This window comes from Paenibacillus sp. NPDC056722, from assembly GCF_042790635.1.
Classification (GTDB): Bacteria; Bacillota; Bacilli; order Paenibacillales; family Paenibacillaceae; genus Paenibacillus_AQ; species Paenibacillus_AQ agri.
The window spans coordinates 571,824-589,603 of the sequence record NZ_JBHTYV010000002.1 but is presented as its reverse complement, the minus strand read 5'-3'; the positions used below and the strand labels follow the sequence as shown (position 1 = coordinate 589,603).

Here is a 17,780-nt window from a genome sequence, read left to right as displayed (position 1 = left end):
GGTAAGAACAGTGCTTGTTCAACTCAAGGAACAGTACGCAACATTAAGGAGGCATTTTATGCTAACTAGCGATACATCTGTACAAGTGCAAGTAGAACAAGAGAATGAAACCCTGATCCGGGTGATGAACGGTCATGTAAGCCTGGAGATTGATCTCGAAAAAGGTGAAGCTAGCCTCGAGAGTAACACCTCACATGTGAAGGGAGTCCGCAGCGCATTCCGCTGGCAGGGCCGGGAATATAATACGGAACACTACCAGAGCCACCAATTGAAGTCACAGGAAGAGGTTGTTCGTGAAGGCTTCGGAAAAGGCATCCATCTGGTAATCCTGCACGAAACATCCTTGCTGCCGCAGCTGGAGCAGCATTTCTATATTTATGAATCTTCACCTTTTGTCCTTGTACAAAGTGCAATTGTAAGTGATGAAGAGCTGAAGACCAACCGTCTGGCCGTTGTGCAGACCAAAGAGGTAACTGTAGGCGGAGCAGCGGGACAGCCAGAGGAATTGAGCATTCTGCGTGTGCCGTTCGACAATGATAAATGGGTTCGCTATACGGTTGTGAAGCCGCCGCTAGATATCGAGAGCTACGAGGCAACGGCCTTGTTCGCGGCAGACAGCCGCCGGGGAATTATTATGGGTTCCATCAGCCACAAGGTGTGGAAGACGGGTATTCGTATTAAAAGTGAAAAGCTTGGCGGGATCGAAGAACTTGATCTTTACGGCGGTGCTGTCAGTGAGCTGACCCGCGATAGTCAAGCGCACGGTTATGTGAAGGGAAAGAGAGTGGAATCCCCGCTCGTATTTATCGGCTTCTATGACGACTACCGGACAGGTCTCGAAGCTTATGGCCTGGCCAACACCTGGATCGAAGCCCAGCTCCCATGGGAGGGTGGCGTTCCTGTAGGCTGGAACAGCTGGTCGGCGGCAATGGCCGAGTTGGATTATGATTTGTACACATCGACCAGTGATTTTTTGAAAAATGAAGTACAGCCGCTCGGCTTCCAAAGCGAGGACACCGTGTATATCAACTTCGATGCTTTCTGGGACAACTTTACCCCGGAAGAAATGAAGGATGCACTGGAGCGTGTACGTCAGAACGGCCACAGACCGGGAACGTACTGGACGCCATTTGCCTTCTGGGGAAGTCCGGCACAATTTGGGCAGCTTGTGGAAGGGACAGACGGTAAATACACTTATGGAGATATTCTGCTGCGCGACAGTGAAGGCGAGATTCTGCCGGATGTTGATGGCGGTCTGGCTATTGACCCTACACATCCAGGGAACCTGCAAAGAATCGACTGGTTCACGAACAAATTCATCTCGGAAGGGTTCGAGTACATCAAGCTGGATTTCCTGGCACATGGTGCGCTGGAAGGTCAGCATCACAATCCGGAGATCACAACCGGAATCGCGGCCTACCATTACGGCATGACTTACTTGCAGAACAAGCTCTCCCCGGAAGTCATCGGCCGGCCGTTCTTCATTAATTTGTCCATTGCTCCGCTGTTCCCTTATGCGTTTGCACACAGCCGCCGCGTATCCTGCGACGTCTTCGGTACGCTGCAGGACACCGAATATTTGCTGAACTCGCTGACACACGGCTGGTGGATGAGCAACACATTGTACCGTTACAATGACCCCGACCATTCCGTGCTGTACAAGAGTTTTAACCAGGAGGCTACTGGCTGGCATGAAGGCCGAAGCCGCCTGACCGCATCGGTCATCGCCGGTACAGTGCTGCTGATGGGGGATGACTTCCGCAAGGAGGAGGCCGCTGCACGGGCAAGAGAATGGCTGGGCAACAAGGAGATCATGCACGTAGCTCGCTTGGGCCAGACCTTCCGTCCTGTGGAAGGCGACCTTGGCAAGCAGGCTTCTGACGCGTTTGTGCTAGAAGCTACAGAAGAGAATGCCTTCTATCTGGCGGTCTTCAACTTCGATGCTGCACAAGCTGCGCATAAATCCATCTCCCTGGAACGTGCCGGATTGGATGGCACGGCGCGTTATAGCCTTCAAGATCTGTGGGAGGGTTCACAAGGAGAAGCGACAGGTACTTTGACGCTGAATCTGGAGCCAGCTGAATCCAAAATCTTTAAATTGACGGTAAAGGCAGACTGAAAATGATCACATGCTGGTGGCCAGACAACATAAGAGCCAAGGTAGCATGGTGATGATGCCTCACCAAGACAAGTAAAACCGCTAAGCGGTTATATAAAAACAGACAAAACGCGCTTCCGCTTCTTGCGGACAGCGCGTTTTGTCTGTTGACTGGCCTGTGGCCTACATTCGAATCCGGCTTCGCGGATTCAGGCGATACTGAGTCGGGTTCACTCCGTAACTAGCGCTGAAGTGTCTGGAGAAGGGATGAATTGAAGGATAGCCCAGCTTCTCGGCGATTGCGGTCACGCTTAGTTCACTTTCCAGTAGAAGACCCGCTGCCCGCCGCATAACCAGATTGTGATGATAGGTGCGCGGGGTTACCCCGGTCTCGCGCTGAAATAATTCATGGAAATAGGTTCGTTTCAATCCACACATCCTGGCCCAGTCCTCAATGGACTCACCGCGCTCGGGATGGGCGTTCAGGTATTCCAGCAACCGGACAATACGGTAATCGCTTGGCTGATGCAAGTGCAGCGCATTGTACCAGCTCAATATCCAGGCGTACATATAGCTGTTCACAGCCTCGCTCCGGTAAAACTGCGCATCGTTGAACGTCTTCGCAATCATCACCAGACTGTCATTGAGCATGGGATGAGTCGCCAGTTGGAATACGCTGGGGAGCTGGTCCAGCTCAGGACAGGCCGCTTGTAGCGCTTTTTTTTCAAAGCTTAAGGGTTCAGGGGCATAGATAAACGAATGGTTATCAGACATCGGAGACTGGTTGTCCCATAAATCGAAATAGAAATTGTAGGAGGAGAGCGGGTTGGAGGGGGAAATATGAAAGGCATGGGGTTGGCCCGGACGCAGAAAAATCAGTGTTCCCCGTTCGATCGGATAACGTCTTCCGTCAATCTCCATCTCACCTGGGCCACCCATAAATAAATGGAATGCATATACATTGCAGACCCGCAGATTTTCATTACTGCTGCCATCATACTGATAAGTCATGGTTTCGCCAACATAAGGCGTGATTGCGGATAGTTTGTTCATGCTGTGCCTTCACTTTCCGGTCTCATCGACCTGGTCTCTATTGCAGCATATAAGTAACCGTACAAATCGTCAAATGAATGAACCAGCGGGCAAAGACAGCTAATCGTCTCGATGATACTATAAATGCAATGAATCCGTAAGGTTCTAATGATACAAATTGAACTGGAAAATAACATGTATGTAAGTTAATAAAGGAAACTTAATAGAGAAAAGAGTTCTGAATTTAGAGGCGTGATTTCGACGTCTATCCCCCCTTATTCTATTGAAGGATAGCGGAGTAATTAACAACATAAGACGAAAGGCACAATCTTGTGTACAGAGGTGAGAACAATGAATAATTGGATAAATAGTACCTTCCGCAAACTGCATCTGGACTATCATCAGCCGGAATGGATGAAAGCTGTGGCTGGCGGATTTTCAGAGGAAGAGGCACGGCGGCAGGTGGCAATGTTCAAGGAAGCTGGCATTGAGGCGGTTGAATTTTTCGCTTATGACCACTATGGACATACCTTTTACCCTTCGGATATCGCCCCGGCGCATCCTGGACTGCAGAATGATTATACGGGCCTGATGTCACGTGCGCTTAAAGAGGCTGGCCTCCGCACAATCTTATACTTGAACGCGTTCACAAGCGTGCATCTGCAAAAGGATCATCCGGAATGGCTGCGCGTTCTTGAGGATGGCACTCTGGCGAGAGGGGCCTGGCTTCAGCATGAGGCTTCGCAGGCTTGTATCTCTTCCGGTTTCCTGGATGAGTATTATCTTCCGCTCCTGAAGGAAGCCGTAACACGTCACGAGCCGGATGCAGTCTGGATCGATGGCGGCAGCTGGACTGTGGAGTACCCTTGCTACTGTGAGAACTGTCGCAAGCAGTTCCTTGAAGATACGGGCAGAGAGCTGCCACTGGGACCAATGCCTGAGCCTAGCGAAGAGTTGGATAGCCCGGACTGGCTGCAATGGCGCCTGTGGCGGCGGGGACAGATCTTTCATTATGTGCGCAAGCTGGTCGCAGCTGTGAAGGAGGTTTCACCGGAGACATTGGTGGCTGAGAATAACCTCGGCAAATATTTCTACGGCCTCCCGCTGATGGAGGGTGGCAAGTTTGTGCGTTGGCTAACACCAAAGGAGCTGGGGCTGGACTGGCTTTCTTGTGATCCGGTTCATTTCGGGGCCAATCATGAGATGATTTTCAGTAAGGAAGGACGTTATCAGGCAACCACGGGGCTGACTTATGACTATATGAACGAGCGGTTTCACGGTTGGGGCGAGTGGCAAATACGTCCAACCACCGACTGGAAGCTGGAGATGGCTACGATCCTGGCCGTGGGGGCGAGAGGCTTCTTCGCGGATCAGCCTTATCCGGACGGGCGGCTGGAGTCTGCGGTGTACCGGGAGCTGGGGGCCGTTCATGAATTTCTGAAGGAACGGGAGCCTTATGCTACAGGCACACATATCGTGCCGGAGGTGGCAGTGCTGGCTAGCCTGCCCTCCCAGCTGCTGGGACCGGTGGCCGGAGCGGAATGGGGACGCGACAAGCACTGGGGTGCGCTGCCCAAATCACGAATGGACCGCGTGGACGGCGCATCGCAGTTTCTGGTTGAGATGGGCATTCAGCATCTCATCTATGATGAAGCGACATTAAGGGAGCAGCTGGACCGTCAGGCACTGGTTATAGTGCCGGATCAATGTCTCATGGAGGCCGCTACAATTGCTGCTCTGGAGACCTATGTCGAGAACGGCGGCAGACTGATCGTTACAGGCAGATCGGGACTGTGGGATGAGCAGGGACGCAGACGCGGGGGCGATCCTTTCGCTGGACTGCTGGGTCTGACACGTGGTGCAGAGCTTCCCGCCCCACTGCATTATTGGCAGGCCGGGGATGAACTTGCCGGTAAGCTGGCGTTCGGGCAGATCCGGCTGCAAGCCTGGGGCGCGGCGCTCCACGCTGAGCTGGAGGGAGCAGAGCCGTTAGCCCAGCTGCTGGAGCCGGTGGAGGAGGTCTGGGCTGATCGCCGGAAACGGCGTTCGGATTGGCGTCATTATACCACAGTAGGCGCTGCCCCCGCGGGGAATCATGTGGCAGCTCCAGCGGTGACGCTACATAACTACGGCCAAGGCAGGGTTATGTACTTGAACGGTGATCTGTTTGCGCTGTATTACCTTGAAGGACATCGTTTGATCAGAGAGTGGCTGGACGTTTGCATAAATGATATTTACCCTCGGGACACTCGAATCATCGAAGTGCAAAAGCCGCTTCATGTTGAGATGGTCTTGAATGCTCGCAGTATGGATTCCGGCGAGGAGCTTCTGGTGCATTTCCTGAATTATTTCGCGCAGAAGCGCCCAGGATATGTGATTCATAATGAAGAGATTATGCCGGTCCAGGGCATTTCCTTCCACGTAGCGGCTCCTACGAAGCCAAGCAGGGTACTGCTGCAGCCGGAGAACATAGAGCTGGCATGGAAATGGGATGGAACCCGGGCGATCATAGAGCTACCGGTGCTGGAGCTACACGCGATTGTACAGATTATATTATAGACAGGAGATTAGGATATGAGCGATTTTAAACTATGGTATCTGGCCCCTGCAGCGGGCTGGTCTCAAGGCCTGCCGCTTGGGAACGGAAGAATAGGAGCCGTTGTTATGGCCGCCCCGCACCGCGAGGTATGGAGTACGAGCGAGGTCACCTACTGGTCTGGTCAGGCCGATCCAGAGCTTCTTCCTGGAAGCGGGAAAGCTGCACTGGAAGAGATGCGGCAGCATTTCTTCGCCGGCGATTATGAAACTGGCGATTCTCTAGCCAAGCAGCATTTGCAGCCGAAGAAGCGGAATTTCGGTACAAACCTTGGTTTATGCGAGGTTGTAATTGAATTTGCAGACCAGGCATCACAATCTGGTGAAGCCGGAGCCTTCCAGCGCGAGCTGGATTTGAGTAGCGCGGTGGCCGGAGCGGTGGCTAAGGGCAATGGAACCACGCTGTACCGTGAGGTCTTCGCTACCCATGCCGATGATCTCGTGGCTTCACGAATTTGGAGTGAGGCCCCAGGTGAGGTGTCCTTCACCCTCCGTTTGGAGGGAGGGTCAGAGTCGTTCAAGGTTGTAGCCTCGAACAACACCACGCTGGAATTCAAAGGACAGGCCACGGAAAAAGTGCACAGTAATGGTGCATGCGGGGTCTGGGCTCAGGGCTCTGTCAAGGTAGTCATCACTGGCGGTACGATTCAGAGCGGGGACGGCCGATTGACAGTGGCCGGGGCGGATGAGGCCATAATCTATTTTGCTGTCAGCACTGATTATCGCCGGACCGGCGAGGACTGGAAAACAGAAAGCACTGCTATCATAAAGCAGGCTTTGGACAAAGGTTATGCCCGGCTGAAAGAGGATCATATCGCCGATTACAGCCAGCAGTATGGCAAGGTGAATATCCGACTGGGGGCCTCTGACAAGGCGAGTCTCCCTACCGATCAGCGGATTCAATTGCTGGCCCAGGGCGGGACAGAAGATCCGCAATTATTTGCCTTGTTCCTGCAGTATGGACGTTACCTGACAATCGCCGGTTCACGGGGAGATTCACCGCTGCCGCTGCATCTTCAGGGCATCTGGAACGATGGCGAAGCCTGCCGAATGGGCTGGAGCTGTGACTATCACCTGGACGTCAACACCCAGATGAATTACTACCCGACAGAGGTTACGAATCTGGGGGACAGCCATCTTCCATTGATGCGCTATGTTGAAGATCTGGCTCAGGCGGGAAGATCTACGGCTCGTAATTTATACGGTAGTGAAGGCTGGGTTGCACACGTATTCTCTAATGTCTGGGGCTTTACGCTTCCAGGCTGGGAGACCTCATGGGGACTTAACGTCACTGGCGGACTTTGGATCGCAACACATCTCATCGAACATTATGAATACAGCCAGGATCGGGTCTTCCTCGAAACCCAAGCTTATCCGGTACTCAAAGAGGCTGCTGCTTTCTACTTGGACTACATGACTGTGCATCCGAAGTATGGCTGGCTGGTGACTGGTCCCTCCAATTCGCCGGAGAATTCTTTCTATCCTAGCGATTCTCGTGAGGGTGGACAGCAGTTATCCATGGGGTCAACCATGGATCAGATTCTGGTACGCGAGCTTTTCGAATTCTGCCTGAAATCGGCGACTCTTCTGGATCGGGACGTAGAACTGCAGCGGAAGCTGGAGGAGGCTATCGCTATCTTACCGCCGCTGCAGATTGGCAAGAAAGGTCAGCTGCAGGAGTGGCTGGAGGATTATGAGGAGGCACAGCCGGAACACCGGCACCTGTCCCACCTATTCGCACTGTATCCGGCAAGTCAAATCACACCGGACCGGACACTGGAACTCAGTGCGGCAGTAAGAGTGACGCTGGAGAACCGGATGGTTCAAGATGAGCTGGAGGATGTGGAATTCACCGCGGCCTTGTTCGGCCTGGGCTTTGCCAGATTGCATGACGGGGAGAAAGCCTACAAGCATATCTCCCACTTGATCGGCGGTTTATGCTTCGATAACCTGTTCACTTACTCCAAATCCGGCATTGCCGGAGCGGAGAGTAACATCTTCGTGATCGACGGGAATTTCGGCGGTACAGCGGTCATTGCGGAAATGCTGCTGCAAAGCCATGCGGATGAAATTCATCTGCTGCCGGCGCTGCCAGAAGCATGGAGTACAGGGGAAGTAAGCGGGCTGCGGGCCAAAGGTAATGCCGAGGTCGACATTGTCTGGGAGAGCGGCCAACTGACTGAAGCCGTGGTTCGCACGTTTACGCCAGGAACGGTAACGGTGCGTTGGGGTGATCAAAGAACTACTTTCCAGGCTGAAAGAGGCGGAAGATACAGACTTAATACCCGGTTGGAAGTGCTATAGAGTTGTATCCGGATTTGAGGGTTTGAGGACAGTGCTTGATGACGATAATCTGGTGTTTTCACAAAATAATCCGGATGGCAGTAGACAAAATTTAAATGGTGGCGTAGGATTTAACTTCCTGCACCACTATTTTTTTATGTGTGAAGTGCATGCTGAAACACTCCATTTTAACAATTTATGCTTGAAAATGACTTTCATTTATATGTACCATGGTTGGTGTGGGGGAAAAGAATATAATAGAGACAGAGCAGACAACAAAGAGGAGGGGACTTCGATGTACAGTATTTTTCTTGTAGATGATGAAGAACTGGGACTCGAGATGATGAGAGATTATATTCGCTGGGAAGAGATGGGTATCTATGTCGTTGGAACAGCAGGCAATGGCAGGGAGGCTTTGGAGAAGATCGAGGCCACGCAGCCGGATATTGTCCTTACGGATGTTCAAATGCCAATTATGAACGGAATTGAACTGGCTAAAAATATACACGAGTGCTACGAAGGGATGCAAGTGATGTTCCTGACCGGGCATGATGAATTTCATTATGTAAAATCGGCCCTCAATGTAGGTGCTGTCGGTTATTTGTTGAAACCGCTTGATTTAAACGAGATTGTAAGCGTTATCGAAAAAGTGAAACAGCGCTGTGAGGAAGTACGGATGAAGAAACGCTCGATGGAGGCAGCCAAAGCTAATATCCTGAAGGAGCTTTCCTATGAGAAAAATGTAGAACGCGCTGCCGATTTGGCTTCCAGCTTTAGCAGACTAACCCGCCTGCCGGAGAGTAACCGCTATGCGTTGGCATTGTTCAGCATCGACCCCAAGGAGGCCGAAGGGGGACGGAGTCTGGAGGACTGTATAGGCCGTCTGGTCTCTTTTCTGGACCAATTTTTCAAGGCGAAGAACCTGGAGGTTGTCTTTGTTCCCTATAAAGAAGGGGAGATAGGCGTGTTTATGGAAGCGTCGGAGCAACTGGGGCATTATGCATGGGAGGACTTGGCCGAAGCAATTCGAGGTACGCTGGATTTCACGGTGACTGCTGCCGTCGGCGGTCAGGATGCTGAATTAATTCATGTGCATCAACTCTATGAGGGGATGCGTGTGATTTTGAATGAGCGATTCTATGAAGGTACAGGTACGATTATTCATGCCAATGCCGTTTGTAACCAGTTCTACAGCGAACATATACCGCCTTTTGCCAGAAAAGAGTGGTTTGAAGCCATTAATCGGCTAGATTTCGAGCAGGCTGCACAGGATTTGCACCGGCATATTGAAGGACTGGCAACGCTGAGAATCAAGAAAAAAATCATCTGCGACTGGTCTATTGATCTTGTGGATGAGCTTCTGGAGCAGCTTCACGAGCCTGTTCCTGAGGGCTTCAAGCGGGCGGAACTATACCATTCCATCTATAATGCGCTGACCCTGAATGAGATTGAGGATCTGATTTTAGGGACTGCCGAGAATGCTGTGAGCTTGCTGGGCGAGCGTTTTATGGACAAAAATGCAAAGCTGATCCACAAGGTGCGGACGATGATTGATCAGAATTATGATCAGCCGATTACGATCAATAGCCTGTCTGATCAGGTCTATTTGTCGCCGAATTATTTACGCTCTATTTTTAAAGATAAGACCGGTATGACGATCCACGATTATTTGACTCGCATTCGGCTCGATAAGGCCAAAGAATTGCTGTCGGACGGTTCACTCAAGATTCAGGATATCGCCCAGAGAGTAGGCTATGAAAGTACGTCCTATTTTATTTCGCTATTTTTGAAGAACCAGGGGGTTACACCGAACGAATACAGGAAAAATATTTGACAGTGTCAATACGGAAGACGCTATCCTCCAGAGAATGGTGAATGAAAGACGCTTTCCTCTATGAATAGTAAGATTACGGTATAGATAATTCTCCGCCCGCTTTTTACAATTAGGCATGTATTCAAAACATAGTGCAAGAGACGGGCTGAAATCATCAGTGCCAATCAAAGGGAATCTTTCAGTTATTATAATTCGGCAGCGCTTTCAGGATTGACAGACAAACACAGAAAGGAGAAGAGAGCATTTGATAGCTCTTTTACGAAAGCGATTACAGAAATACGTGTAGCTGCACATTGGTACAGCAGACGCTATTTGCCTGCGGCCAGTTGGACAGATGTTCGTTGGCTATCGAACTGTCAAGGGGCTGTAACGCTTTGTTGTGGAAGCGATATCATTAATGACTAGATAGTATTTTCCGGCGCGTGGATTCCTTTGTATCACTTGATTTGAGCAACATGGCCCGAGTATTACAGTGAAACAACAGAAGAATTGGCAGCAAGAAAGCACTAACTATACAACACCAAACGGAGGGATGTTATGCTTGGACAGGTAATGAAAAAAGGATTTCTGCTCTTTATCATGATCTGCCTGGTGGCTACCGGTAGCGGACAGTTCGCCAGGACGGTATATGCCGATGATACGAACACCTATGAGGCTGAGGCAGAAGGGAATACGCTGACTGGCAACGCTTCTATATCGGATCTCACTACAGCTTCCGGCGGCAAGAAGGTCGGGGGTATCTATCAAGGCAGTTCCTTGCAGTTCAATAATGTAACGGTGAGCGAGACCGGAAATTATAAAATTACAGTGTACTATATTTCTGGCGATCCGCGCCCATTCTATATCAGTGCCAACGGTGGCAACAAGCAGTTCGAAGAACCACCTAAGACGGCGAACTGGGAGACCGTGGGTACCTACGATGTGACGCTTCCCTTGAACGCGGGAGTCAATACCATCCTGATCGATGATAACGACTGGTATTCTCCAGACATCGACAAGATCGTGATCCGCGGGCTTGACAATAGCAATCCGGGAGAAGGTCATGAAGGCGACTGGAAGAAGAATCTACGTGGTGTAGTCATTGAGGCTGAAGCGCCTGAGAATATTATTACAGGCAATGCTAAAGTGGAAGACAGCAGTGTCAGCTCTAATGGTAAGAAAGTAACGGGTCTGTACAAGGATAGCTCCTTGACATTCACTAATGTTAATGCACCGGCTGACGGAACGTATTTGATCCGCATTTCATATATTTCGGGCGATCAACGGCCTGTGTATATGCAGGTGAATAGTGGACCCGATGAGCTGATTGATCTGCCGAAGACGGCAAGTTGGAACACGATAGGCACTTATGATGTGGAAGTGATTCTACAAACGGGTACGAATACGATCACTTTCTCAGACCATGACTGGTATTCCCCGGATATGGATAAGATCGAAGTGATTCCTTATACGATCAGCTATGAAGCGGAATCTCCGGTCAATGAATTGACTGGCGAAGCCCGTGTTTCTGACAGCCCCAATGCTTCCGGCGGCAAAAAGGTAGGCTACCTGAATGGAGGCAGCTCTCTGATCTTCAAAAAGATTATTGCCCCTATGACCGGTGATTATAAAATCACTGTAGCCTACATTTCTGGTGACCCGCGCAGCTTCTATGTCAGCGCCAATGGGGGCACGGAGCAATACTACGAGCTGCCGAAGACGGCAGACTGGGATACGGTTGGCAACTATGACATAACACTACCGCTAACTGAGGGTGAGAATACGATCACATTCTCGGACGGTAACTGGTATGCACCGGATCTGGACCGGATTATCGTAGAGCCTGCGATGGGCTCAGAGCCAGGGAATCCGGGCGAAGAAGAGGATGACCTCGGAACACCGGGCGATACGCACAGCTACGGGGCGATCACGGTTACCGATTATACTTACGGCCAGCTGGTGTCCAATGGACAATATCAAGTGTCCTATAATACCAAGACTGGATATGCTGGTTACAGCTGGGCCGATGGACAGAAGCTGAAAGGGATCTACGGCAGCATTAAGCTCGGTGATGAGCTTGTGGAGACCAAAAGCTACGAGAATCATAAAAGCGCTGGAGCGCCAGTAGAGATTCAGGATGGATTTGGCAAAGGGGTAGAGCTTTCGTTCGTTCATACCTCGGCAGGCAAGCCAACACTGAAGCAAGTCTACAAATTCTATGAGGACAGAACATACTTCTTGACCCGTCTTGATGCAGCCAGTGATACGGCAATCAAGAGCAATTATATGTCACCGATTACGTTGAAACGTACAGGTGGTGTAGATATTGGCGCCAGCGCGGATAATCGTGTGCTGACCGTGCCTTTTGACAACGATGCGTGGATTCGTTACAAATCTCAAACGATGAACCGGGCAGATACCAGCTATGAGATGACGGCTATTTTTAACAATACGACCCGTAACGGGCTGATCATCGGTTCCGTGACGCACGACACCTGGAAGACAGGCATTGACTGGAAAGGCTCTTCCAACCGGCTCAACGAGCTGGCGGTGTATGGTGGTGCAGCAAGTGATGTTACCCGCGACACCCAGCCACACGGTAGCCTGACAGGCACCGAGCTATCCTCGCCATTGGTGATGGTGGGTGGATTCAGCGATTACCGTACCGGGCTTGAAGAATACGGCAAAGCTAATGCGATCATCACGCCTCCGCTGGAGCTGAACCCGGAATTGCCGCAAGGTGTACCGGTCGGCTGGAACAGCTGGGGAGCTTACGAAAGCTCACTGTCGTATCAAGACGTAGTGGATGTCTCTAATTATTTTAAAGAGAACCTGAAGGACTTCAACAATAACGGCAATGTATTCATCAATATGGATTCCTACTGGGATAATCTGAGTGATCAGCAGCTTGAAAGCGTTGTCTCTCACATTAAAGGCAATGGGCAGCATGCAGGTATTTATTGGGGGCCGTTTGTATACTGGGGCGACAATATGAGTCAGACGGTAGATGGCACTAACGGCCAGTATACGTATGGCGACATCGTCCTTAGGGATGCTGAGGGTAACCCGCTGCCGACTCTGGACGGGGCTTATGCCCTCGATGTGACACATCCGGGTACGAAACTGCGTATGAATTATTTCCTGGATAAGTTCAAGGATCTTGGGTTTACTTTTATCAAATTGGATTTCCTGACTCATGGTGCATTGGAAGGCCAACACTATGATCCGAATGTGACCACAGGGATTCAGGCTTATAATGAAGGAATGCGTTATGTCAAAGACCGTCTGGATGGAAAAATGTTCATCAGCGAATCCATCGCGCCGATTTTCCCAAGCCAATATGCGCACAGCAGACGGATTTCCTGTGACACTTTCGGCAGGATCAATGAGACAGAATACATGCTGAATTCATTAACCTATGGCTTCTGGCAAAATGGAACAATCTATCCGTACACAGACCCGGATCATTTGGCATTAAGCCGTGCTACCAGCTTGACTGAAGCTCGCAGCCGTGTGAACTCCGGTGTCATCGCCGGAACGGTGATGCTGGATAGTGATGATGTGAACGATGCTACAGCACAGGAATACATGACAGCGTTGTACAACAACAAGGATGTTCTTGAAGTAGCTTTGAAAGGAAAAGCGTTCAAACCGCTGGAAGGCAACACGAATGCCAATGCTGCAGATACTTTTGTACTGAAGGATGGCAACGATTATTACCTGGCTGTATTCAACTATAGTGCTAATGCTTCGGCCAACAAAACCGTTGATTTTGCCCGTGCTGGACTGGATGCTTCTGAATCCTACACGATGCAAGACCTGTGGACGGGGGAAACTTCCTCGGTAACTGGTTCCTGGGCATTAACTTTGCAAAAGACAGAATCGAAGCTGGTCAAATTGACAGCAAGTCCAAAGCCGGTAACAGGCGTAGCTCTGGATAAGAGCGAGCTTACACTGACCGTTGGCGAAACCGGCAAGCTGGTTGCAACGGTGAACCCGGAAGTGGCGACTAACAAATCGGTAACTTGGAATTCAAGTAATGCTGCAGTAGCTACTGTAGAGAATGGCACGGTAACCGCTGTTGCAGAAGGCAAGACAACGATTACTGTAGAGACGGTTGACGGTGGATTTAAAGCAACAGCTGAGATTACAGTCAAAGCTGCCACCACGGAAAATCCGGGAAATCCAGGAAATCCCGAGAATCCGGGTACCCCGGGTAATCCAGATGTGCCTGCCAATCCCGGGGATAACAGCAATAGTGGAAATAACAGTAACAACGGAAACAACAGCAATAACGGAAATAATGGCAATACCGGCAGCAGTGTTCCGGGCAGTATTGTAGATTCATCCAATGCCGCTAAACCGCTGAGCATCACACCAGATTTGCTTAAAGTGGACAGTGCAGGTAATAAAGCAGTTGTGAACATTAAGGAAGATACACAGGAAATACAACTGTCCCCTGCGGCGATTCTTCAACTCGGAAATCACACGCTGGAAGTGAAATCCGGTAAGCTCTCGCTCCAAGTGCCTGCGGATCTGATTCACGAACTGCAGAACAAGCTGCCTGCTGATCAGCGGGCAGACAGTACAATCTCCCTGAAGATGGTACCGCTTGGCAGCAAAGCCAGTGAAGCGATTGCCGCTGCTGCGGGAAGCAACCATGCGGATGTAGCACTCAAGGGTGATATTTATGAATTCAGCCTGTCGATCACTTCAAAAGCAGGTGCAACACAAACACTCTCCACGTTTGATCAACCAATTACGCTGAGCCTGACTGCAGCGGAAGGGTTCAATGCTTCGCGTGGAGGCATCTACTATATTGCCGATAACGGCAAGCTTGAATATATTCAAGCTGATTATGCTGATGGCGTATTGACAGCCCAAATCAGCCACTTCAGCAAATATGCGGTTCTAGAGCTGAATCGGACGTTCACCGATGTTCCGGCCAGTCATTGGGCCAGCTCTGTTATCAAGGAGCTAGCGGCCAAGTTATTCGTTCAAGGCACCAGCGGTGACAAGTTTGAACCGGGACGCGCAGTTACGCGTGCTGAGTTCACATCCATGCTCGTGCATTCCCTTGGACTGAACGAAACGAGCGAAGCAAGCTTTGCTGATGTTGCACCGACGGCTTGGTATGCGGAGCCGATCTCCATCGCTTACAAGGCTGGTATCGTAAGTGGCAGAGGTGCAGATAAGTTTGAGCCGGGCGCAGAGATCACCCGTGAAGAAATCACGGTGATGACGATGAAGGCTTATGAACTGAAGCATGGCAAAGCGCCTGCTGCTTCTGATGCAGCGTTCACGGATTTGAACCAGGTTTCCTCCTGGGCAACCGATTCTGTTAATGAAGCCGCCAGCCTAGGGTTGATTAAAGGGCAAAACCAAGGACAATTCGCGCCTAAAGGTATCGCATCCCGGGCCGAAGCGGCTCAGGTTATCTACAACTTGATTGTGAAGTAAGGAGAACCGTTAATCTAATATTATGATGTGAAAAAGCAGCAAGTCTCCGTTTTGGAGACTTGCTGCTTTTTGTTTCTGGTCAATCGCTCATCGTAGGCCATAACTAACGCAAGGAGTGTAACGGACTGTACAGCCGCTATTTGCGATAAAACTGTGTTTTGGAACATGTAACGGACTCCAGCGCCGCTATTTACTCCAAAACCTCGCATTTTGATCAGTCTGCCAGCCGATAGGGTCAACTGAGTCCGTTAGCATCCCTAGCGGTCGAATATATAGACAATAAGGTCTCTGGAGTCCGTTAGTCAGCGGGGCCAGCACCAGGTTCTACTCGATACTTGCTAAAGTGGACCTCACCAGTGAGGCCATAACTAACACAAGGAGAGTAACGGACTGTACAGCCGCTATTTACTCCAAAACCTTGCATTTTGATCATTCTGCCAGCCCATAGAGTCACTGGAGTCCGTTAGCATCCCAAGCGGTCGAATATATAGACGATAAGGGATCTGGAGTCCGTTACTCGGCGGGGCGACACCAAATTAACCACCTAAGCGACCGCGCATCCTGCTCGGAGCAACTACTCGTAACAACACTCGTAACAACTCGTCAACTACTCGTAACAACACGTCAAACACCCGTAACAACAGTCACAGCAACGAACATGCTATGTCGTTGTTACAACATCACCTTTTGCGGCAGGCGAATCTGAACTGTGGTCCCTATGCCCAGTCTGCTAAACACTTTTACGCCGTAACGCTCCCCGAATTTCAGCTTGATTCGCCGATCCACGTTCGAAATGCCATAGCCCCGTCCGGGCTTGTCCTCCAGCAGTGTTTGTAGCTTCTCCGGCTTCATGCCCATGCCGTCATCGATCACGGACAGGATAATGTCGTTGTCCTCGATGATCCCTTTGATGTGAATATTCAGCGGGCTTTCTTGATTCCACACAGCATGTATGACCGCGTTTTCAATAAAAGGCTGCAAGGTCAGCTTCACCGTAGAGTAGGGCAGGATGGCTTCATCAATCGTGTAGGTAATATTCAGCTGCCCTTTGAAGCGGATCAACTGAATGGCATTGTAGCTTTTCGTTAGCTTAATCTCCTCATTGATCGTCAGGATGCTCTTCCCTTTATTGAGGGAGATGCGGTAGAACTTGGCCAAATTCAGGACCATATCCTGAATCCGCTGGTCCTGATGCTTAATAGCCAAGGAGGAGATGGAGCCCAGCGTATTGTACAGAAAATGAGGGTTAATCTGGGCTTGCAACAAATCCAGCTCCGCTTCCTTGCCCAGCAGCTCCTTCTGATACACCTCGGTAATGAGGCTTTTCAGGCGGTTCGTCATTTGTCGGAAGGCAAAATGCAGCTGACCAATCTCATCATTACCGAGCTGCTCGTCCTTGCTTGTGTTGAAATCCCCTCGCTCAATGCGCCGGGTCATGCGGATTAACATGCGGATACGTTTGCTGAACAGCGACGCAGTGATATAAATAAGCAACAGGGCGACGCCAATGAAGGCCAGTGAGATTTTGATGATGATCTGCGACAATGACCGGGCATCCTTGATGATGCTGTCATACGGGAAGATGGACACCGTCTTCCAGCCATTTTTGAGCGTATTGTAGACGGCAAAAGCTTTGACCCCGTTGTAGGTGGTATCGAATCTGCCGGATGCCGCCTCGTCAAACTTATGGTTCAGCAGCTGCGGCAGACTCGTGTTCAACAGCTGCTTGTCGGCAGAAGACAGGATCACACCGTCATTGTTGATGATGAAAATGTCCTTCCCGCCTCCGCCGGCCTCTTTCTCCATTAAGGAGTAAATGACCGATTCGGAAATACTGAAGACGAGAATCCCGTATGGATATTGGTTGCGGTTATTATTCAACTGCCTGGCCAGTGTGAACATGGCGGGACTATCCTGGGTTTGCGGCGTGGACAAATGAACAATGTTCCCGTAAGTATGCTGCAGCTGCTTGAACAATTCTGTCTTTTCAACTTCCGGTGTAACCGGCTTGATGTAGTAGTTGTCTTTGGGTAGCGATGGATTATTCGAATAAATGAATACGCTATCAAAATCAGGGTAGGCAGCCATTACCGTGTCGATCCGATTGGCAATGTATTTATAGACATCCAGGTAAGAAGGGTCATCCTGATATTCGTTTGTAAGATAATTGGCCAGTCTATTATCCAAATAAATAGAAGCTGAAATATGTTCATAGCTATCCATCTTGTTCTCCAGATTTTTGGTGATCTGTGCGGTTGAATTCATCATATTGATATAGATTTGATCTGTGAGCTTGGACTTTGTCAGCTCGAATGATATGTAGGCCAACAGCATCATTGGAACAATGGTGACCAGGACGAACACCAGGAACAGCTTGGAACGAAAGCTTAGATCCAGGAACGGCATGTAGAAGTATTTTCTATAAAACTGACGCATCGAAGAAGCCCTTTCTCTAAGGAGTATTTGATGTACCTTAATGACTAACAAATAGTGATATAC

Annotated in this window: 7 protein-coding genes; 5 read left to right on the top strand and 2 right to left on the bottom strand. The window is 50.1% G+C overall.

From position 1 onward, the window contains the following. Window positions 1–58: 58 nt before the first annotated feature. Window positions 59–2,119, top strand: coding sequence for an alpha-galactosidase (locus ACFRAM_RS07000; protein ID WP_379465166.1), 2,061 nt, complete (start codon window positions 59–61; stop codon window positions 2,117–2,119). 162 nt (window positions 2,120–2,281) lie between these two features. On the opposite strand, the gene ACFRAM_RS06995 is transcribed toward ACFRAM_RS07000, so the two are convergent. After that, entirely contained in the window at window positions 2,282–3,151 is an 870-nt protein-coding gene (locus tag ACFRAM_RS06995; protein WP_379465164.1) for a helix-turn-helix domain-containing protein, read from the bottom strand. Between the two features lie 330 nt (window positions 3,152–3,481). On the opposite strand from ACFRAM_RS06995, the gene ACFRAM_RS06990 reads away from it, so the two are divergent. From ACFRAM_RS06990 to ACFRAM_RS06975, 4 genes are all read left to right on the top strand, one after another. After that, complete coding sequence (locus ACFRAM_RS06990) at window positions 3,482–5,689, top strand: beta-galactosidase trimerization domain-containing protein (RefSeq protein ID WP_379465162.1); 2,208 nt, start codon at window positions 3,482–3,484, stop codon at window positions 5,687–5,689. Between the two features lie 15 nt (window positions 5,690–5,704). Next, window positions 5,705–8,029: a glycoside hydrolase family 95 protein gene (locus ACFRAM_RS06985; RefSeq protein WP_379465161.1), complete on the top strand. Its 2,325-nt coding sequence runs from the start codon at window positions 5,705–5,707 to the stop codon at window positions 8,027–8,029. Between the two features lie 274 nt (window positions 8,030–8,303). Further along, entirely contained in the window at window positions 8,304–9,842 is a 1,539-nt protein-coding gene (locus ACFRAM_RS06980) for a response regulator (RefSeq protein WP_379465159.1), read from the top strand. Between the two features lie 537 nt (window positions 9,843–10,379). Further along, complete coding sequence (locus ACFRAM_RS06975) at window positions 10,380–15,281, top strand: S-layer homology domain-containing protein (protein ID WP_379465157.1); 4,902 nt, start codon at window positions 10,380–10,382, stop codon at window positions 15,279–15,281. 672 nt (window positions 15,282–15,953) lie between these two features. On the opposite strand, the gene ACFRAM_RS06970 is transcribed toward ACFRAM_RS06975, so the two are convergent. Next, window positions 15,954–17,717 carry a cache domain-containing sensor histidine kinase gene (locus tag ACFRAM_RS06970; RefSeq protein WP_379465155.1) on the bottom strand — a complete coding sequence of 588 codons (1,764 nt, stop codon included), beginning with the start codon at window positions 17,715–17,717 and terminating at the stop codon, window positions 15,954–15,956. Window positions 17,718–17,780 lie beyond the last annotated feature (63 nt).